Annotated in this window: 14 protein-coding genes; 4 read left to right on the top strand and 10 right to left on the bottom strand. The window is 62.9% G+C overall.

Annotated features, from left to right (window positions below; all coding sequences use genetic code 11):
• Positions 1–4: 4 nt before the first annotated feature.
• Together ACDC66_RS07475 and ACDC66_RS07470 are read right to left on the bottom strand one after the other, a co-directional pair.
• On the bottom strand, positions 5–718 hold the full coding sequence (locus tag ACDC66_RS07475) for a UDP-2,3-diacylglucosamine diphosphatase (protein WP_376696153.1): 714 nt from the start codon (positions 716–718) through the stop codon (positions 5–7).
• Positions 719–782: 64 nt separating this feature from the next.
• Positions 783–1,406, bottom strand: a complete 624-nt coding sequence (locus tag ACDC66_RS07470) for a peptidylprolyl isomerase (protein WP_376696068.1) — start codon at positions 1,404–1,406, stop codon at positions 783–785.
• 57 nt (positions 1,407–1,463) lie between these two features.
• Here ACDC66_RS07470 and mtnA point away from each other — a divergent pair, with 57 nt between their 5' ends.
• Both mtnA and gyrA read left to right on the top strand, forming a co-directional pair.
• A complete protein-coding gene (gene mtnA, locus ACDC66_RS07465) occupies positions 1,464–2,501 on the top strand; it encodes an S-methyl-5-thioribose-1-phosphate isomerase (protein ID WP_376696152.1) in 1,038 nt (345 codons plus the stop codon).
• 140 nt (positions 2,502–2,641) lie between these two features.
• Entirely contained in the window at positions 2,642–5,206 is a 2,565-nt protein-coding gene (gene gyrA / locus ACDC66_RS07460; RefSeq protein WP_376696067.1) for a DNA gyrase subunit A, read from the top strand.
• Between the two features lie 18 nt (positions 5,207–5,224).
• On the opposite strand, the gene ACDC66_RS07455 is transcribed toward gyrA, so the two are convergent.
• Positions 5,225–8,065: a S8 family serine peptidase gene (locus ACDC66_RS07455; RefSeq protein ID WP_376696066.1), complete on the bottom strand. Its 2,841-nt coding sequence runs from the start codon at positions 8,063–8,065 to the stop codon at positions 5,225–5,227.
• Positions 8,066–8,432: 367 nt separating this feature from the next.
• Here ACDC66_RS07455 and ACDC66_RS07450 point away from each other — a divergent pair, with 367 nt between their 5' ends.
• Entirely contained in the window at positions 8,433–11,654 is a 3,222-nt protein-coding gene (locus ACDC66_RS07450) for a S41 family peptidase (protein ID WP_376696065.1), read from the top strand.
• A gap of 415 nt (positions 11,655–12,069) precedes the next feature.
• On the opposite strand, the gene gcvP is transcribed toward ACDC66_RS07450, so the two are convergent.
• The 4 genes from gcvP to ACDC66_RS07430 are packed head-to-tail and all read right to left on the bottom strand — an operon-like array spanning position 12,070 to position 17,236.
• Positions 12,070–14,982 carry an aminomethyl-transferring glycine dehydrogenase gene (gene gcvP, locus ACDC66_RS07445; protein WP_376696064.1) on the bottom strand — a complete coding sequence of 971 codons (2,913 nt, stop codon included), beginning with the start codon at positions 14,980–14,982 and terminating at the stop codon, positions 12,070–12,072.
• Entirely contained in the window at positions 14,979–15,893 is a 915-nt protein-coding gene (gene cyoE / locus ACDC66_RS07440; protein ID WP_376696063.1) for a heme o synthase, read from the bottom strand. The genes gcvP and cyoE overlap by 4 nt, the downstream gene beginning before the upstream one ends.
• A 41-nt stretch (positions 15,894–15,934) precedes the next feature.
• Positions 15,935–16,513, bottom strand: coding sequence for an SCO family protein (locus ACDC66_RS07435; RefSeq protein ID WP_376696062.1), 579 nt, complete (start codon positions 16,511–16,513; stop codon positions 15,935–15,937).
• 6 nt (positions 16,514–16,519) lie between these two features.
• On the bottom strand, positions 16,520–17,236 hold the full coding sequence (locus ACDC66_RS07430) for an SURF1 family protein (RefSeq protein ID WP_376696061.1): 717 nt from the start codon (positions 17,234–17,236) through the stop codon (positions 16,520–16,522).
• A 48-nt stretch (positions 17,237–17,284) separates the two neighbouring features.
• On the opposite strand from ACDC66_RS07430, the gene ACDC66_RS07425 reads away from it, so the two are divergent.
• Positions 17,285–17,518, top strand: coding sequence for a twin transmembrane helix small protein (locus ACDC66_RS07425; protein ID WP_376696060.1), 234 nt, complete (start codon positions 17,285–17,287; stop codon positions 17,516–17,518).
• Positions 17,519–17,535: 17 nt separating this feature from the next.
• Here the strand turns inward: ACDC66_RS07425 and ACDC66_RS07420 are convergent, their stop codons facing one another.
• The 3 genes from ACDC66_RS07420 to ACDC66_RS07410 form a co-directional block, all read right to left on the bottom strand.
• A complete protein-coding gene (locus ACDC66_RS07420) occupies positions 17,536–18,036 on the bottom strand; it encodes a peroxiredoxin (RefSeq protein ID WP_376696059.1) in 501 nt (166 codons plus the stop codon).
• 34 nt (positions 18,037–18,070) lie between these two features.
• On the bottom strand, positions 18,071–18,436 hold the full coding sequence (locus ACDC66_RS07415) for a response regulator (RefSeq protein WP_376696058.1): 366 nt from the start codon (positions 18,434–18,436) through the stop codon (positions 18,071–18,073).
• A 90-nt stretch (positions 18,437–18,526) separates the two neighbouring features.
• Complete coding sequence (locus ACDC66_RS07410) at positions 18,527–19,537, bottom strand: oxidoreductase (protein ID WP_376696057.1); 1,011 nt, start codon at positions 19,535–19,537, stop codon at positions 18,527–18,529.
• Between the last annotated feature and the right edge of the window lie 22 nt (positions 19,538–19,559).

Raw genomic sequence — 19,559 nt, 5'->3', positions numbered from 1 at the left:
CCCATCAGCTCAGAGGTGCCGCCGTTTCCTGCAGTCTGAGCTCGGCATTGCCCCTGTCGTCGCGGGCGACCGTCAGCATGGTCAGTCCGGAATCCACCCGCACCACGCTTCCGGTCTCGTGCCAGTCGCCCAGTACGATTCGCTGGCAGTGACGCTGGTCGATCGAGATATCGTGAATCGCCGGCCGATGCGTATGACCGTGAATCATGCGGCGCACACCGTGCTCGCGAAAGGCTGTCTCCACGGCGCTTGAGTTGACGTCCATGATGCTCACCTCGGTATTGCCGGTGTGCCGCCGACTTTTCCAGCGCGCCAGTCTCGCCATCAGTCTTCGCATCCACGCCGGCTTGGAGAGGATGCGTTGTTGCCAGCGGGGATCCCGCGCCTTGCGCCGGAATTTCTGGTAGGTGTAATCGTCCGTGCAAAGCGTGTCGCCGTGCAACAGCATGATCGGCGTATCGGCCTGAGAGAGAAACTCCGGCTCGTCGAGGCGTTTCATGCCGGCCTGTCGGCAGTAGCGTTCACCGACGAGGAAATCACGATTGCCGCAAATGAAAAACAGTTCAGTCCCGCTTTCGGCCAGTTTGGCCAGGTGGCGAGCGACCCGGCGACCGAGTTCGCCGGGCGCGTCGTCGCCGATCCAGACCTCGAACAGATCCCCGATGATATAGAGCGCCGCGGCTTCCCGCGCCGGTCCGTCGACAAAATCGAGGAACAGGCGCGTTGTTTCCGGGCGCTCCTCCTGCAGGTGCAGGTCGGCGATCAGGTAGGTTGTTGCCGCTTTACTCAGAAAGCTCGACCTTTTCGATGATGACCGGCTCGACCGGCACGTCGCGGTGCATGCCCTGGGTGCCCGTCTCCAGGGCTCGAATTTCGTCGACGATGTCCATCCCTTCGACTACCCGACCGAACACGGCGTAGCCCCAGGTTTGTCCGGAAGCCTTGTTTCGATGATTGAGGAAGTCATTGTCGACCACGTTGATGAAGAACTGGCTGGTGGCCGAATGGGGGTCGTTGGTACGTGCCATCGCCAGGGTGCCGCGCTCGTTCTTCAGGCCGTTGTCGGCCTCGTTCTCGATCGGATCGCTGGTGGGCTTCTGTTCAAAGTCGGTGTCGAAACCGCCGCCCTGGATCATGAAGTTGTTGATCACACGGTGAAATATGGTGCCGTCGTAATGGCCGTCTCGCGCGTAGCGAAGGAAATTGGCCGTGGACTTCGGCGCCTGTTCTTCGAATAATTCGACGGTGATGGCGCCGAGGTTTGTATGCAGGATCACGTTCGGGTTCTCCGTTGTTGTGGAATCGGTCCGGGTATCGGTGTTCTGTTCGGATTCCTGCGCGGCCAGGGGCAGGCTCGCGAGCAGCAGCAGGGCTAGGAAAGTTCGCATCTGAAGTCGTTCATCCATGGGTTGCGCAATCATTCATAATACGGTTTTGCACAACGATTGTCAGCGACGGAACGGATGCACAAGGTGGATGGACATGACGGTTTCCAGGCTATTGCGTTCGAAGACGACGGCCTGAGGCTGCTCGATCAGCGCCTGCTGCCGGCGCGAGAGCACTGGCTTGAGATCGAGACCGCGGACGAGGCTGCCGCGGCCATTCGTGATCTCGTCGTGCGTGGCGCTCCGGCAATCGGCATCACGGCGGCCTACGGGGCCGTGATGGCGGCACGTCACCGTGGCGGCGACTACCCACTCTGGTACGAGGATCTCGAGCGGCTCGAGCGTGCCCGGCCCACCGCCGTCAATCTGAGTTGGGCCCTGGCCCGCATGCGCCGATGCGCCGATCGCATCGGTGAGCTTGATCCGGAACAACTCCTGGCCGAGGCGCGCCGGATCCACCAGGAAGATATCGATGCGAATCGAACCATGGCCCGGGCAGGGGCGGCCCTGATCGATTCCGGGTCGGGCGTGCTGACGCACTGCAACACGGGCTCGTTGGCAACCGGCGGTATCGGGACTGCGCTGGGCGTGATCGTCGAAGGCTGGCGGCAGGAATGCGTGGCTCGAATCTACGCCGACGAGACGCGGCCATGGTTCCAGGGGTCGAGGTTGACCGCCTGGGAACTGGCTCGGCAGGGCATTCCTTTCCAGGTCATTGTCGAAGGCGCCGCGGCGTCGCTGATGGCCTCGGGTGCGATTGACTGGGTCATCACCGGCGCGGACCGCATTACCGCCAACGGCGACGTGGCCAACAAGGTCGGCACCAGCATGCTGGCCGTTCTCGCTCGCCATTACGGCGTCAGGATGATGGTTGTGGCGCCTTCTTCAACCGTCGATCCTCACCTGGGATCCGGAGCGGAGATCGCTATCGAGCAGCGCGATCCGGCCGAGATATGGCGTGCCGCCGGGATCGAACGAGCGCCGGCCGGATTCGAAGCCTGGAACCCCGTATTCGACATCACCCCGGGCGAGCTCGTCGACTGCATCGTGACCCAGGATGGCGCGCATTTTCCGCCTTACGACTTTTCTAATTTGCCGGACTCGGAAAGCCCCTGAAATCAGCCGTCTGTGGTAATATTCGCGGTTTGTTGTGCTTATCCGGGCGACGCCTTCAGCTGTTCGGAAGAGCTCCTCTGAAAAGCTTTATTTTCAGACACTTACCAAAATAACTTTAAGTAGTTACGGGGTTACCGTAGATGGCGGAAATGGCACGCGAAGTGCTCCAGGTGAACCTGGAAGACGAAATGCGCCAGTCCTACCTCGATTACGCCATGAGCGTGATCGTGGGCCGGGCGCTTCCGGACGTTCGAGATGGCCTCAAGCCGGTTCACCGGCGCGTGCTGTTCGCGATGCACGAGCTGGGCAACGACTTCAACAAACCCTACAAGAAATCGGCCCGTGTGGTCGGTGACGTCATCGGTAAGTACCACCCTCACGGCGACAGTGCCGTCTACGACACCATCGTGCGGATGGCCCAGCCGTTTTCAATGCGCTACATGCTGGTCGACGGTCAGGGCAACTTCGGCTCGATCGACGGCGACTCGGCAGCAGCCATGCGTTACACCGAGGTGCGCATGGCCAAGATCGCGCACCAGATGCTGGCCGATATCGGCAAGGAAACGGTCAACTTCATTCCCAACTACGACGAGTCGGAACATGAGCCGACCGTCCTGCCGGCGCGAGTGCCCAATCTGCTGGTCAACGGCGCCTCCGGTATTGCGGTGGGCATGGCCACCAACATCCCGCCGCATAACCTTGGCGAGGTCATCAGCGCATTGCTGGCCATGATTCGGGATCCGGACATGGGAATCGACGAGATCATGGAGCACTTGCCGGGGCCCGATTTTCCGACCGCGGCCATCATCAACGGCGCGGCCGGGATCGACGAGGCCTACCGCACCGGGCGCGGACGAATCTACATGCGCGCGCGCACCGAAATCGAGACCGACGAGGACAGCGGCAGGACCCGCATCGTCGTCACCGAGCTGCCCTACATGGTCAACAAGGCCCGGTTGCTCGAAAAAATTGCCGAACTGGTCAAGGACAAGCGCGTCGAAGGTATTTCGGGACTGCGTGACGAGTCGGACAAGGACGGCATGCGCATGGTCATCGAGCTCAAGCGTGGCGAAGTGGCCGAAGTGGTGCTGAACAACCTGTTCCAGCTCACCCAGCTGCAGTCGGTATTCGGCATCAACATGGTCGCACTGGTCGACGGCCAGCCGAAGCTGCTCAATATCCGGCAGATTCTGTCCGCCTTCCTCGCGCACCGCCGCGAAGTGGTTACCCGCCGCAGCCTTTACGAACTCAGAAAGTCGCGCGAGCGCGCTCATATCCTGGAAGGGCTGACCGTCGCGATTGCCAATCTCGATGAAGTCATCGCGCTGATCAAGGGCTCCAAGACCCCCGCCGATGCGCGCGAGGCGCTGCAGGCCAGGCGTTGGGATGCCGGTCTGGTCGAATCCCTGCTGGGGCAGGCCGGGGCCGAGCTTTCGCGCCCCGAGGATCTGCTCCCCGAGTACGGTTTGGGCGAGGGGGGGTACCAGCTCTCGCCGAATCAGGCCCAGGCGATTCTCGATTTGCGCCTGCAGAAGCTCACCGGACTGGAGCAGGACAAGCTCTCCGAAGAGTACGAGGGCATCCTGGAAACCATCCGGGAGCTGATGCGCATCCTGTCCGAACCCGACGCGCTGATGGAGGTCATCCGCGACGAGCTGGTGGCCCTGCGCGACCAGTTCGACGACGTGCGACGTTCGGAGATCATGCATGATCACCTCGATCTCACCATGGAAGATCTGATCACCCCGGAAGACGTGGTGGTCACGCTCTCCCATGCCGGCTATGCCAAGTACCAGCCGCTGGACCGCTATCGCGCCCAGAAGCGAGGCGGCCGTGGCCGCTCGGCTGCAAAGACGAAGGACGAGGACTTCGTCGAACGGTTCTGGGTCACCAATACCCATGACACGCTGCTGGTGTTCACGAGTGCCGGCAAGGTGTACAAGACCAAGGTCTATCAGCTACCGCAGGCCGGCCACAACAGCCGTGGGCGGCCGATGGTCAACCTGTTGCCGCTTGACGAAGATGAACGCATCAACGCCGTACTGCCCACGCGCGAGTTCCCCGACGACTGGTTCGTGTTCTTCGCCACCCGCGGCGGCCGCGTCAAGAAGACGCCGCTTTCGGACTTCGCCAACATCCGATCGAACGGTATCTGGGCGGTTCTGCTAGAGGAAGGCGACGAGCTTGTCGACGTGGCCTTTACCGACGGCTCGTGCGACATCCTGCTGTTCTCGTCTTCGGGCAAGACCGTGCGATTCCACGAGACCGACGCGCGAGCGATGGGCCGCCAGACACGCGGCGTACTGGGAATTCGACTTCAGGACGAACAGGAAGTCGTTTCCATGTTGGTGGCCGGGGATGCCGACGTGCTGCTGGGCACTGCCAACGGCTACGGAAAGCGCACGCCGCTGGACGAATTCCCGGTCCACAAGCGTGGCGGGCAGGGCGTGATCGGTATCCAGACAGAAGGTCGCAATGGCCCGCTGGTGGCTGCGCTGGCCGTGGCCGACGAAGACGACGTGATGCTCACTTCCAACGCGGGCACCCTGGTCCGGACTTCGGTCACCGAAATTTCGCGCATGAGCCGCAACACCCAGGGCGTTACCCTGATTCGACTGGGCGAGGACGAACAGCTGATCGGCATGGCCCGGGTGGCCGCGACTGACGAAGAGTCGCCGGATGAGGATGAGGAGGGAGACGAGTAAGTACCGGTTGCCGGCGCCTCAGTCAGAGGCCTCGAAGCGGTCTGCGAAGACTCCGCCGATACTCAGGCTGAAAGTCTCGCTCCAGGCGCCACCTCCGCAGTTGTTGACTCCCCTTACCCGCCAGTAATAGCTGGACCACTTCTCCAGATCGCTGGTAGGGGTATACGAAGGGCCTTCAATGCGCTCGTCGAAAAGGATATCTCCGAAGGCGCTGTCGTTCGCGATCTGGATTTCGTACGTTCCGACATCGGGGAGGGTGCCCCAGCTGAATGTCGGCCGAACCTCATCGAGCTCGGTTCCGTCGGCCGGGCTGGGCATTGACGGCGCCGCGAGATCGGCGTCGAGATCCAGCACCAATCTGTCCGAATTCTGCAGCTGGTCGTCGTCGCCTTCGACAAAAACGGTCGATTCTCCCGGCATCGCCGAATCGTCAACGGTGAAAGTCCAGGTCGATGAGCCTGGCAGGGTTACCGAGTCAGGATCAAGCGTCCAGTTGACGCCGCCAGCCTCACCGGAAGTATCCAGGTTCACGTCTCCGCTGTAATCGCCGATCGACGCCAGTGCGACCGTGACGTCGTACTGATTCGTTGCGCCCTCTGGCGGGATGCAGGCTTCGAGCACACCGGGTTCGGCGTCGACCGTGTAGGTCCGGCAATTGTGGCAGACCAGCGCGAAATCCTGCTTTGCGGTTCCGGGGTCATATGGATTGAGGGCATCGCCCGCCAACTCGCTGGCCACGATCTTGGCGGTCATGACGGGGCCTTGTTGTTCAGGGGGCAGGTAGAGGCCTTCGAGATTGTTCTTCTCATCAGCGGTTCCGCCCGCTTCGGACGAGCCGTCGGCGCCGATAACGTTACCGAGGTAGGTGTAGCCCCCGGCATCGATACTCAGGTCCAGGTTGTTGACCCATGCCGGTGTCTCACCCCCCAGACCGTGGCCGGGTGCGTCGGTCCAGGCGAGCATGACGCGGACGGGGTTGCCTGCGTCGCTGGCCTGAAACTCCAGCGACCAATGCTGGCCCGAGTCGTCGAGGACGGTTTTCTGGTCGTATAGAAGAACCGGTGAGTCGTCATTCATGACCGAATCGAGATCGAGCCGGCCGTAGCCCTGGAAGCGGTCGGGCCGGTGATCCATGGTTTGGCCGTCGGCATTGGTTTCGCCGGCGAGATCGCGGGCCGAGGCGGTAAATACGGCCTTGATCAACGCGGGCGAAGGATACGTGCCGGTTTGGTCGAAGTACTTCTGGGCCCAGACCGCAATCGCCCCGCTGACCACCGGCGAGGCCATGGATGTGCCACACATGAGTTCGTAAGTAGGATTCCCGCTGTTGTTCCGGCTGGTACTGTCGGTCGAGCAGCCCGGTGCAACGATGTGCGGAACGCGCCGGCCGTCGCAGGCCGGGCCGTGGCCGGAATTGGCGGAAATGCCGAAGATATCCGTCGGCTGGCTGCCGCTGTTGTTGTGCAGCCAGGTCGAACCCACGGCGAAGAGGTTCTTGGCCTCGTCGGGTGCCCCCAGCGAACTGGGAGCGCAGGCACCGCTACTGTCACCATAACCATTCATGATCGACCAGACCGGCAGCAATGGCTGATTGCCGGCTGTATCCGGATCGGCATCACGGGTGATCATGTCGACCTGGCGGGTGGGAATGTCGTAACCCTGCGGGGAACCCGTGGGGCCCCATGAGTTGTTGGTCAGCAGCGCACCGCTGCGGACCGAATCCTGATAAATCCTGAGCATGCCGTCGGGCGTCATCGCTCCGGGATAGCTGGTGTCGAGGAATGGTTGATAGACCTGCGTGACGATCTTCGCGCCGGGTGCGACGCCCTGGCCGCGCAGAAAGCCGCTGGCATCGACCGTTCCCGAAGCACCGGTCCCCGCGATGGCGCCGGCGACGTGGGTGCCGTGCGCGTTACTGTCCGAGCCGCTACAGCTGCCATTTGTGCCGGTACAGGCCGTTATGCGGCCATCAAGATCCTGGTGGGATGTCAGCACCGGGCCGTCGACCACACCGACGACAATGCCGCTGCCGTCGTAGCCCGTGTCGTTCAACCATGCCTGGTAGCCGGGCTGGATGTTGTCTGTCTCGCCCGCGACGATGGACTGGTTGCTCATCTCCCCGCGTGGCGCAGTCTCCTGTGGGATCTGCTGGACGGTGAGGATTCCCGGAATCGCGGCGATATCGGGGTAATCACGGCCGTCGGCTTCCATGTGAACGATATCCAGATGGCGGTCGAGCGGAGTTATGCCGCGAACCTTTCCGAATTCCATCAGCCTGGCCCGGAGGGTTGGCGTGTCGGCATGGGTGCTGGCCACGGCCATCGTCGGCCGTTTGCCGGGCTTTGAAATCCGGCGTCCGGGCGGCAGTTTCCAGTCGGTCTGCATGGGGCCGTTCCAGCGAACGCCTGGCATGGATCTCGCGGCATTCATCGGTTCTGCTGCGGACCAGACGATGTAACTGAAAGGATGCAGGGGCTGGACCAGCTCGATGTCCCGGGCACGCAGGGAGCGTAGCCAGCCCTTTCGGATCGGCCCCTTGAATTGAATCAGGTAGAAATCGCCTCGAGCATCGATTTTTCGGCTGTCAGCGACAGATCTGGCCTGCGCCGGATCGAAACGCCGGCCGCCGAGCGCCAGCTCGAAAGGGTTTTCTTCGACGACGACGCGCTGGCCCTCGTCACGCAGTTGTTCAATCTGATCCTGTCCGAGTTGCCCCCACTGAAAACTGCCGTAGTCGGACAGGGATTCATCCGCAGCCCTCGACGCCTGAAGGCTGTCTGCAGCGTCAGGATGCAGGCGTACCCACTGGCGTTCGTCCTCGGCAGCGAATACGCCGGCTGCGAGAAGAAGGGTCGACACAACAACCCAGGTGGTAAATCGTGTAAGACCGGTGGAGGGGCGGGATATCGATGAGTAGCGGTCGCGCAAGTGTTTTCTCGGCTGTCAGATTTTCGTTTTCCGATTCCCGCGCCGGTTGGCATCGAAGACGCCTCCGGCACGTTTTGTTTCGGCGCCGAACGGAGCATACCGCATGAGGGTGATTGTTTCACCGCTTGATGTAGCCAGACGGAGCCACCCGTTACTTTTGTCACGCTCGGCCTTGAAGAGCGCTGTAGTACTATCTCGACCAACGTCACTCTGGAGATGGTTCGTGCTCATGATTCGAAACCCGTTGCTATCAAAGTGTCTGGCCGGTCTTTCACTGGCGTTTTTCGCCGCAGCTTCCATGGCCGATACTCAGCTGCTCAGATTCCCGGACATTCACGGCGAGCGCGTCGTCTTCAGCTACGGGGGCGACCTTTGGTCGGCGCCGATCGACGGCGGTGCGGCCTGGCGCTTGACGGCGCACCCCGGCCTCGAACTCTTTCCAAAATTCTCGCCCGACGGGCGCTGGATCGCTTTTACCGGGCAGTATGGCGGTGACGAGCAGGTCTACGTAATGTCATCATCGGGCAGCGAACCCGAGCAGCTGACCTGGTACCCGGCCTCGGGGCCACTGCCGGCGCGCTGGGGTTACGACAACCAGGTCTACGGCTGGACGCCGGACAGCGAGTCGGTGCTGTTCCGCTCCTACCGTGATGCCTGGGGCTCGTCGACGGCGGGACTCTTCACGGTTGCGCGCCGCGGCGGCCTGCCCGAGGCTCTGCCAATGCCGGTATCCGGTGCCGGGACGTTCACCGATGACGGTGAGCACGTCTTCTATTCACCGTTATTCCGAGATTTTCGCACCTGGAAGCGCTATGAGGGCGGCTGGGCACAGGATCTTTGGCTGTTCGATCTGGAGTCCGGGGAGGCGCGCCAGATCACCGATCATGAACGCACCGAGCGCGATCCGATGTGGATCGACGGGCAGGGCTATTTCGTATCAGACCGTGACGGCACGCTGGATCTGTACCGGGTCGACCCGGACAGTGGAGCGACCGAACAGCTCACGACCCATGACGAATTCGACGTCCGCTGGGCCAGCGCCGGCTCCGAAGGCCGGATCGTCTATGAGCTTGGCGGCCGCCTGCGGGTTTTCGACACCCGCGACGGCAGCGATACCGGGATCGAGATCACCGTCCCGGACGACGGCATCAATCGCCGCGAGCGCGTGGTCGATGTCTCGGAGCAAATCCACAGCGCGCGGCTGAGCCCGACGGGCAAGCGGGTGTTGTTCGAAGCTCGCGGTAATCTGTTCAACGTCCCGGTGGGCGAGGGCGTGGCCCGCAACCTGACCGGTCGTTCCACCGCCCACGACCGCGAGGCGGACTGGTCCCCGGATGGCGAGAGTATCGTCTTCGTCTCCGACGCCGGCGGCGAGGAAGAACTTTACCTCGTGCCCGCTGACGGAAGTGAAGCGCCGCGCGCCCTGACCTCGGACAACGAAACGCGCTTCTACGACCCGCGCTTCTCGCCGGACGGGGCGCGTATCGCCGTGTCGGACAAGGAAGGCTATATCTATGTGGTGCGTGCTGACGGGGATGGTGAACTCGAGCGCGTGGCGCGTGACGAAGGCTGGCGTAACCGCGACTACGCCTGGTCTCCCGACGGACAATGGCTGGCCTTCAGCCTGACCGAGGAGTCGGGGCTGCGCGCGCTGCACCTCTACTCCGTGGCCGAAAAGGAGACGCGACGCCTTACCGAGGGGCTATTCTCTGAAGCCGAGCCGGACTTTTCTCCTGACGGGGACTATCTCTACTACCTGGCCGACAGGGAATTCTCCCCGCAGATTTCCGGCCGCGAGTGGAATTACGCCACCAACCGCACCACCGGCATCTATGCCTTCATCCTCGATGCTTCGGCCGAGAATCCCTTCGCGCCGGAGGACGCCGAAGAGACCGGCATGAAGGCCGACGACAAGAACGGCAACGGCGAGGAAGACGAGAACGGAAACGGCAAGAATGGCGATACCGAGCCCAGCACCAAGATCGATTTCGAGGGGCTGGCCGACCGGGTGATCCGCGTTCCCGTCGATCCCGGAAACTACATGGCGCTGACCGTCGCCGAGAACGGCATCCTGTTCGGTGAAAGCGACGCGTTCTACTACGGTCGCGGGCCTGCCGATCCACCGCGGCTGAAGCTGTTCAAGTTCGAAGACAAGAAGGTGGTCGATTTTGCCACCAATATCGCCGACGCCGACCCCAGCATGAATGCCAAGCAGATGCTGGTTCGCAGCGGCAGCAGCTGGAAGGTCTATCCCATTGCCAAGGAAGGCGGTGAGAGCGAGGATGTGGCCACGTCCGGCATGCAGGCGCGTATCGATCCAACCGCCGAGTGGGAGACCATCTTCGACGAGGTCTGGCGCCGCTTCCGGGATCACTTCTACGTAGCCAACATGCACGGCTACGACTGGGAAGGCCTGCGCGATCGCTATCGCCCGCTGCTCGAACACGTCGCCCATCGCAGCGATCTCAATTACCTGATGGGCGAGATGATCGCCGAGCTCAATGTTTCGCACGCCTATGTCGCCGGCGGCGATGAGCGCTTGCCGGAGCGGCCGTCCGTCGCCCTGCTGGGGGCGCGCTTCGAGATCGACAACGATCGCTATCGCGTTGCCCGCATTCTCGAGGGACAGAACGACGAGCCGCGCTACCGCTCGCCGCTGACCCGGGCCGGCGCGGATGTCGCCGAAGGCGATTACATCCTGGCCATCAACGGGCAGGCGCTGACCGCGGAAGACAACATCTTCCGTCGCCTGACGTTGCCGAGCGGCCAGGCGCTCGCGCTGACCGTCTCTTCGAGTGCATCCGGCGGGGACAAGCGCGAGGTTCTGGTCGAACCGATCGGCAGCGAAAGCGACCTGTTCTACCTTGCCTGGGTGCTCGACAATCATCGCCGGGTCACCGAGGCCACGGACGGTCGCGTCGGCTACCTGCACGTACCCGACATGGGGCCGAACGGTATTCGCGAGTTCATCAAGTGGTTCTATGGCCAGATCCGCAAGGAAGGCCTGGTCATCGACGTTCGCTCGAACGGCGGCGGCAACGTCTCGCAGATGCTCATCGAGCGTCTGTCGCGCAAGCCGCTCTCTCTGGGTTATTCGCGCACCCAGCCGAATGTCTCGACCTATCCGAACCAGGCTTTCAACGGCCACATGGCGGCGATTCTCGACGAGAACTCGGCCTCCGACGGCGACATCTTTCCGTGGCAGTTCCGCAATGCCGGTCTCGGGCCGCTGATCGGCAAGAAGTCCTGGGGCGGGGTGATCGGTATCACCAGCCACGGACCGGTGATCGACGGCGGCTCGGTCAACGTACCCGAATTCGGATTCCTCAACACCGAGGGGGAATGGGTGATTGAAGGCGAGGGGGTCGAACCCGACATCGAGGTCGACAACGACCCCGCCAGCGTGATTGCCGGCGAGGACCCGCAGCTCGAGCGCGCCATTGAGGAAGTGATGAAGCAGATCGAAGCCGATCCGCCGACCTTCCCGGAGCGGCCCGAGCCGCCCGTAAAGACGCAATAAGGGTCTATTCCGGATGATCATGTGCGCCCCGTTCGCGGGGCGCGCGCTTTCTATTCAGTTTGAGGTGGGCTTCGGTCGGAACCGCTCTTGCGCCGAGCCGGCGACATTCGCTTCAGTTCGACGCGGTGGCGAGGCCTTCAGCGAATATCACCGGCCCGGCGCAAGCGCTCTGTGTAGCTAGAGGTTGGCTTCGGTCGGGACCGCGTTTGTCCCGGCCGGGCGACATCCGCTTCAGTTCGACGCGGTGGCGAGGCCTTCAGCGGATATCACCCAGCCGGGACAAACGCTCTATTGGCGTTACCAACCCAACTAAGCCGCGCCGGGTTTTGGCGGCCGTGGGCCTGCTGAGGGCCTCGCCACCGCGTCGAACCGAAGCAGGCCCACGGCCGTCAAAACCCGGCCCCTGACCACACTCTCAACCAGCTTCCAGCCAGTCCTCCATCGGCGGGCAGGAGCAGACCAGGTTGCGGTCGCCGAAGACGTTGTCGACGCGTCCGACGGGAGCGAAGAACTTGCCCAGGCGCAGCTCCTTAACTGGCCAGCCGGCGTCCTGACGGCTGTAGGCATGGTCCCATTGGTCCGAGCCCAGTTCCTCGATCGTGTGCGGCGCGTTCTTGAGTGGATTGTCCTCGGCCTCCCATTCACCGCTGGCCACGCGCTCGATCTCGCGCCGGATGGCGATCATGGTCTGAATGAATCGATCCAGCTCGGCCTTCGATTCGCTCTCGGTCGGCTCGATCATCAGCGTACCCGGTACCGGCCAGGACATGGTCGGGGCGTGGAAACCGTAGTCGATCATGCGCTTGGCCACGTCCTCCTCCGTGATGCCGGCGCTTTCCTTGAACGGGCGCAGATCGACAATGCACTCGTGCGCGATGCGTCCATTCCGACCGGTGTAGAGAATGTCGTAATGGCCGTCGAGCCGCTTGGCAATGTAGTTGGCATTGAGAATGGCCGCCTCGGTGGCTCGCTGGAGGCCGTCTCCGCCCATCAAGCGGATGTAGACCCACGGAATCGGCAGTATTCCGGCGCTGCCCCAGGGCGCAGCGGCTACCGCTGGGTTGGCGCCGAATTCCGGTCCAAGCAGGCCACTGCCGTGGCCGGGCAGGAAGGGAATCAGGTGTTCGCGCACGCCGATGGGGCCGATCCCCGGCCCGCCGCCGCCGTGCGGAATGCAGAAGGTCTTGTGCAGGTTGAGATGACAGACATCGGCGTACTGCGCCACGCGTGACCAGCCGACCAGGGCGTTGAGATTGGCGCCGTCGAGGTAGACCAGGCCTCCTGCCTTGCGGACCTGTTCACAGATCGTGACGACGTCCTCTTCGAAAACGCCGTGCGTGGACGGATAGGTGATCATCAGGGCGGCCAGGCGATCCTTGTGTGCCTCGATCTTGTAGCCGAGATCATCGAGGTCGATGTTGCCCTGGCGGTCACACTTCACCACGACGATGTCCATGCCCGTCATCTGGGCGCTGGCCGGGTTGGTGCCGTGCGCCGAGGAGGGAATCAGGCAGACATCGCGATTACTGTTGCCGTTGTGCTCGTGCCAGCCCTTGATGGCCAGCAGGCCGGCGTACTCGCCCTGCGAGCCCGCGTTGGGCTGGAGCGAGACGGCGTCGAACCCGGTGATCTGGCGCAGCATGCCCTCGAGTTCGGCGATGAGCTGGTGATATCCGCGCGCCTGGTCCCAGGGGCAGAAGGGATGGATCTCGGCGAACTCCGGCCAGGTGATGGGTATCATCTCGGCGGTGGCGTTGAGCTTCATGGTGCACGAGCCCAGCGGGATCATGGCGTGGGCCAGGCTCAGGTCGCGATTCTCCAGGCGCTTGAGATAGCGCAGCATCTCGGTCTCGGAGTGGTAGCGGCCGAACACCTCGTGCTCCAGGTAAGGCGTACGACGCCTGAGCTCATCGGGAATGGCCTGGAAATCGGCGTCGAGTCGCTCGTCGAGCGTGGCGATATCGTCGGCCTTGTTGCCGCGGAAAATGCCCAGCAGGCTCGACAGGTGGTGGCGGCGCGTCTGTTCGCTGAGACTGATGCCGATGAAGCCCTGGCGGTCGGCGCGCAGGTTGATGCCGGCCTGTTGGGCGCGGTGGAGCAGGGCCTGGCGTTCGGGCTCATCAACGCGAACGGAGAGGGTGTCGAAGAATTGCTCGCTTTCGAGCTCGAATCCGACCTCGACGATGCCGCGAGCCAGGATGCAGGTCTGGCGGTGGATTCGGCGCGCGATTCTGGTCAGGCCTTCGGGCCCGTGCCAGACGGCGTAAAAACCGGCCATGACCGCGAGCAGGGCCTGGGCGGTGCAGATGTTGCTCATGGCCTTCTCGCGGCGGATGTGCTGCTCGCGGGTCTGCAGCGCCATGCGCAGGGCGGGGTTGCCGTAGCGATCCTTCGATACGCCGATGATGCGGCCGGGGACGCTGCGGCGGTAGTCCTCGCGCGTGGCGAAGAAGGCCGCGTGCGGCCCGCCGTAGGCCATCGGAACGCCGAAGCGCTGGGCGCTGCCGACCACGACGTCGGCACCGGCCTTTCCGGGCGACTCGAGCATGAGCAGCGCCATCGGATCGGTGGCGACCGCGACCTGGGCCCCGCGTTCGTGCGCTTCGGCGACGACTTCATCGAGTGATTCGACGGCCCCGTTGGCGCCGGGATACTGGATAAGCACGCCGAAACAGTCCGTGTCGGAGAGTGCCGCCGTCAGGTTGTCGCACACTTGCACGTCGATACCCAGGTGCCGGCCGCGATTGCTGACCACGTCGATGGTCTGCGGCAGGCAATTGGCGTCGACCAGAAAGGTGTCGCTCTTGTTCTTTCGGTTGACCCGCTTGAGCATGGCCATGGCCTCGGCAGCGGCGGTTGCCTCATCCAGCAGCGATGCGTTGGCCAGTTCCATGCCGGTCAGGTCCATGATCATTTGCTGGAAGTTGAGCATCCCTTCCAGCCGACCCTGGGAAATCTCGGCCTGGTAGGGCGTGTAGGCGGTGTACCAGCCCGGGTTCTCCAGGACGTTGCGCAGGATGACCGGCGGAGTCAGCGTCGGGTGGTAGCCCAGCCCGATCATGGAATGGGCGAGCGTGTTGTGCGAGGCCATTTCACGGATGCGTTCGAGTACACGCTCTTCGTTCTCGGCAGCCGGCAAGTCCAGTGGCCGTTGGCTGCGGATGCTTCCCGGCATGGTCTCCAGCACCAGGCTTTCGAGTGATTCGCTGCCGACGGTATCCAGCATCTGGTTCATCTCGTCCGGGTCCGGACCGATGTGACGCGCGACGAAGTTGTCGTGCGATTCGAGGCTGTGCAGCGGCGTGTTGGCGTTCCGGTTGTCGGTCATTGCAGAAGAAGTCCTTGCGCGGAAGTCTTGAACAGATAATGGTCAATCAGGAGGAAGGCGAACAGGACCATCAGGTAGACGACCGAATAGTTGAACATGCTCATGGGAAGCTGCTCGTTATTCGAACGCATGATGGCGACGGCGTAGCCCAGGAATCCGATGTCGAGAACAATGGCGCCGACCAGATAGGCCAGTCCGCTCATGCCGGTCAGCCATGGCAATAACGTGACCAGCACCAGGATGATGGTATAGAACAGGATCTGCCATCGCGTGAATTTGACGCCGTGGGTGACCGGTAGCATGGGCACGTCGGCGGCAGCGTAGTCCTCGCGCCGGTGAATGGCCAGCGCCCAGAAATGGGGCGGTGTCCACACGAAGATGATCAGGAACAGGATCAGGGCATGGGCATGGATCTCGCCGGTCACGGCCACCCAGCCCAGAACCGGTGGCGCCGCACCGGCTGCACCGCCAATCACGATATTCTGCGGGGTGGCCCGCTTGAGCCAGGCGGTGTAGATGACGGCGTAGCCGATCAGGCTGGCGAAAGTCAGAACCGCGGTTAGCGGGTTGACCAGCAGGCCGAGGATCAGCATGGACACGGCCGCCAGCGTCAGGGCGAAAATCAGGGCCTGGCGGCGATTGAGCTGATTCGTGGGTAGCGGGCGGTTGCGGGTACGCGCCATGATCCGATCGGCGCGTTCGTCCAGAAGGTGGTTGATGGCCGCTGCCGAGGCCGCGGCCATGCCGATGCCGAGCGTGCCCCAGACGAGGGCGTCGAGCGGAATCATGCCGGGGACGGCCAGCGCCATGCCGACGATGGCCGTGAAGACGATCAACGCGACGACCTTGAGCTTGCACAAGCCCAGAAAGAACCGCGTTCGCTGCCAGATTGATGCAGTCGCTGCCGTCATGTGCGCTCGTCGGGAATGGTGGGTGTGCCAGGGCTTCGGTGCTATTCGGGCCCGGTCTGCGTCCAGGTAAGCAGGCGCGAAAGATCGCGGCGCATGCCATTGAAGTCCGCATCCTGCGGGTAACGCAATATTATATGTCCCCTGGGGTCGACGATGTAGCTGATTGCCTCCAGGCCGGCATCGGGAAATGCGGTGGACAGTGAACCGCCGGCTTCGCCGGCAAACACCCGGTAGTCGTCCGCCAGTTCGTGGATTTCGTCGAGAACGTCGGTCTCCAGCTTTCCGGGGGTGACGAACATCAGGGCCACTTCGGGCTGGTGGCGGTCCTGTGCCCGCCTGATCTGGCGCAACCAGTAGAGATCTTCCAGGCAGGCCTCATTGCAGCCGGCGGCGCGGTAGTGCAGGAGCTGCCACTGGCCTTCCAGCGTCTCACGCGTGACGGTCTCGCCCGAGCTGGTGGTGAGCTCGAATTCGGGCAGCCGAACGGCCGGTTCGAGCAGTTCCCCGTGATTGCGGGTGCTGTCCGGCCGCCAGTCCAGCCACTGGCTGTTGAGCAGCACGGCAATGACGATCGGAACGAGAAATAGTGCCAGTACGGCGAAAACAACGGGTTTGTTCATGATCGATCAGCGGTTCCTGAAGCTACGCCAGGTCAGCGCGACCCAGATGAAAAACACCACGACCGCCATCGTGATCCACTGCCAGGCATAAGCCCGGTGACGGTCGGGTCCGAAATTGACCGGGCGCCATTCGTCGCCGGTCAGGTGCGCCGGATGGTCCGGTTCAAGCAGGATGACCCGGTCGGCCAGCTCGTCCCCCAGGGCCGTTTCGACGCGCTCGAGATCGAGATAGGTGGCCAGGTTGGGCCAGTTGTCGGAATCGGGCTGGCGGGCGTCCCCCAGCTGCCGTCCGACGCGTGGCGGATTGACGATGCGTCCGGTGATCACGAGCGACTCCGATGGCGTCTCGATCTCGGGAAGGGCGGATTGACGACTCTTCAGGGGATGCCAGCCTCTGTTGACCAGCCATGCCCGTTCCGTGCCTTCTGGCTGGAATGGTGTGAAAACGTGAACGCCCGCTTGGCCTGCACGGATCTGGTTGTCCAGCAGGATGTGTCTGTCCGGATCGAAGCGCCCGCTCGCGCGAACCCGGGCGTAGACGGCCGCCTGCCCGGCAGCCTCCTCAAGGGTGACGGCGTCGGCTCGCTCCCAGGCATCAAGCAGGCCGCGCTTCTCCTCGGCACGGTCGAACTGCCATACCGCCAGGCGCGCGCACATGAGGATCACGAGCACGGCCGCAACGTGGGGCAGCCAGCGGATGAGGGGAGACGAGGACCTGATCATGACGTGAGGGGATTATAATTCACCGGACACTCGTCCCGGAGCTTCGCATTGCTCAGTAAAGTCCTGATCATCGGCGCATTCATCGTCATCCTCTACACGCTGGCCTCGAGCTTCTATTTTCTCGTCAGGGACTCAGGAGAAGGTGAACGGACCGTCAAGCGCCTGACCTGGCGCGTCAGTCTGTCACTGGGGCTGGTCATTCTGCTGTGGGTCGGATTCCAACTCGGGTGGATCGAGCCGCAGGGCGTCAATCCGGTTCGCTATCCGGGTGACGGCGGCTGAGGCAACGGCCTCGTGGGTCAGTCGCCGGCACTCATCCTATCGAGAACGTTGTCCGCGCTGGAAACCCGGAACTCGCCTGGACCCTCGACCATCAAGTGCTTGATCACGCCGTCGGTAATGATCATGGCGAAGCGCTGGGAGCGCTTGCCCATGCCGAATCCGGTGGAATCCATTTCGAGACCGAGCGCCCGCGTGAAATCGCCATTGCCGTCGGCGGCCATCACCATGGCTTCACCGACGCCGACCGACTTGCCCCAGGCATCCATGACGAATATGTCATTGACCGCCATGCAGACGATGCGGTCGGCGCCGGCTTTCCGGATTTCCGGGGTGCGCTCGACAAAGCCGGGCAGGTGACGGGCAGAGCAGGTCGGTGTGAAAGCGCCCGGAACCGCGAACAGGACTGTCGTGCCGGCGCCGAACAGGACAGTGGTCGACCGGCCGGCAGGGCCTTCCGGCGTCATGACGGTCAATGTCGCTTCGGGTACCTGGTCACCGACAGTCACGGACGCCGTCATTGTTCCTGCCGCATTATTGACGTTGAGCCGATGCTCAGCCGCCGAGTGCGCCGTCAATCGCCTTGAGCAGTTCCTTCTTGTCGACCGGCTTGGTGATGTAGGCGGCTGCACCCTGGCGCATGCCCCAGATACGGTCGGTTTCCTGATCCTTCGTCGTCACGAAAATGATCGGGACGTTGGAAGTCGACTCTTCCTTGGCGATACGGCGGGTGGCCTGAAAACCGTTCAGGCCGGGCATGACGATGTCCATGAGAATGACATCGGGTATGTGCGCCTTGGCTTGTTCGACGCCTTCTTCACCGCTGGAGGCGGTGATCACTTCGTGGCCGCCACCTTCAACCATTTTCTGCAGCGAGTACAAGTGGGTCTCGGAGTCGTCTACGATCAGAATCTTGGCCATGTGAATCCCTTCTTGACTGTTGTATTGCTCAAGCTCAATCGGCACCATCATACCCGAAAGAGGGCATGTGAGTCCGCTCCCCGGTCAGCCTCAGGACCCGTTTACCTCGACGATGATCCGCCCCCGGGCGCGACCAGCGAGAAGCTGTTCGAAGGCGCCGGAAAGGTCATCGAGGCTGACGGTGGGCGCGGCAATCTTGTCAAGGTGGCGAGGGCGCCACTTGCCAGCCAGGCGATCCCACAAGTCCTTGCGAATGGGGTAGGGGCAACCGGCTGAATTGATCCCGAGCAGCGTGATGCCGCGGATGATGAAGGGCATGACGGTGGTATTCAGCCCGATGCCACCGGCCATCCCGCAGGAAGCGATATTGCCCCAGGGCTTGATCACCCGCGTTAGACCCGACAGCATGTCCCCGCCCACGTTGTCGAGTGCGCCAGCGAACTGTGCCGATGCCAGGGGCGACTCCGGCCAGTAAAGTTCGTGCCGTGAAATGCATTGCTTGGCGCCTAGTTCGTGCAGCCAGTCGAACTCGTCTTCCTTGCCGGAGATGGCGGAAACGTCGTATCCGGCGGCCGAGTAGATGTCGGTTGCCAGTGAGCCCACACCGCCGCTGGCGCCAGTGACCGCGAGTGCGCCCATGGTCGGCACCTGACCGTTGGCTTCCATGCGCCAAAGCCCGAGTGCGGCCGTGAATCCTGCTGTGCCCAGGACCATGGCTTCATACAGGCTGAGGCCTTTGGGCAGTGGCACCAGCCAGTCCGAGGGCACGCGCAGGTATTCGCTGTAGCCGCCGTCCCGGGTCTCCGAGAGCCCGCTGCCGGTGATGACGACCTCGTCGCCCTCGGAGAAATCGGTGGATTCGGACTGCACCACGGTTCCAGCGGCGTCGATGCCGCCGTTGAGTGGAAACTTGCGCAGGATTTTGCCCTTGCCGGTACCGGCCAGCGCGTCCTTGTAGTTGACGCTGGAGTAGGCGACCTTGATGACGACATCGCCTTGCGCCTGCTCGTCGATCGACTGCTCGACCAGCTCGGCCCGGTAGCCGTCCTCGTCGTCGTTGATGCGGAAGGCCCTGAAAGTGTCTGGGACTGCGTTGCTCATGGTTGCATCCTGCAAGCGAGGT

The organism is Wenzhouxiangella psychrophila (assembly GCF_042310375.1).
Classification (GTDB): domain Bacteria; phylum Pseudomonadota; class Gammaproteobacteria; order Xanthomonadales; family Wenzhouxiangellaceae; genus Wenzhouxiangella.
This window is presented reverse-complemented; position numbering and strand designations above follow the sequence as displayed.

What these genes read in the sequence shown, in the direction of transcription:
- ACDC66_RS07470 (WP_376696068.1), bottom strand. Translation starts at nt 1,406, where the DNA reads ATGGATGAACGACTTCAGATGCGAACTTTCCTAGCCCTGCTGCTGCTC.
- mtnA (WP_376696152.1), top strand. Translation starts at nt 1,464, where the DNA reads ATGCACAAGGTGGATGGACATGACGGTTTCCAGGCTATTGCGTTCGAA.
- gyrA (WP_376696067.1), top strand. Translation starts at nt 2,642, where the DNA reads ATGGCGGAAATGGCACGCGAAGTGCTCCAGGTGAACCTGGAAGACGAA.
- ACDC66_RS07450 (WP_376696065.1), top strand. Translation starts at nt 8,433, where the DNA reads ATGGCCGATACTCAGCTGCTCAGATTCCCGGACATTCACGGCGAGCGC.
- gcvP (WP_376696064.1), bottom strand. Translation starts at nt 14,982, where the DNA reads ATGACCGACAACCGGAACGCCAACACGCCGCTGCACAGCCTCGAATCG.
- cyoE (WP_376696063.1), bottom strand. Translation starts at nt 15,893, where the DNA reads ATGACGGCAGCGACTGCATCAATCTGGCAGCGAACGCGGTTCTTTCTG.
- ACDC66_RS07435 (WP_376696062.1), bottom strand. Translation starts at nt 16,513, where the DNA reads ATGAACAAACCCGTTGTTTTCGCCGTACTGGCACTATTTCTCGTTCCG.
- ACDC66_RS07430 (WP_376696061.1), bottom strand. Translation starts at nt 17,236, where the DNA reads ATGATCAGGTCCTCGTCTCCCCTCATCCGCTGGCTGCCCCACGTTGCG.
- ACDC66_RS07420 (WP_376696059.1), bottom strand. Translation starts at nt 18,036, where the DNA reads ATGACGGCGTCCGTGACTGTCGGTGACCAGGTACCCGAAGCGACATTG.
- ACDC66_RS07415 (WP_376696058.1), bottom strand. Translation starts at nt 18,436, where the DNA reads ATGGCCAAGATTCTGATCGTAGACGACTCCGAGACCCACTTGTACTCG.
- ACDC66_RS07410 (WP_376696057.1), bottom strand. Translation starts at nt 19,537, where the DNA reads ATGAGCAACGCAGTCCCAGACACTTTCAGGGCCTTCCGCATCAACGAC.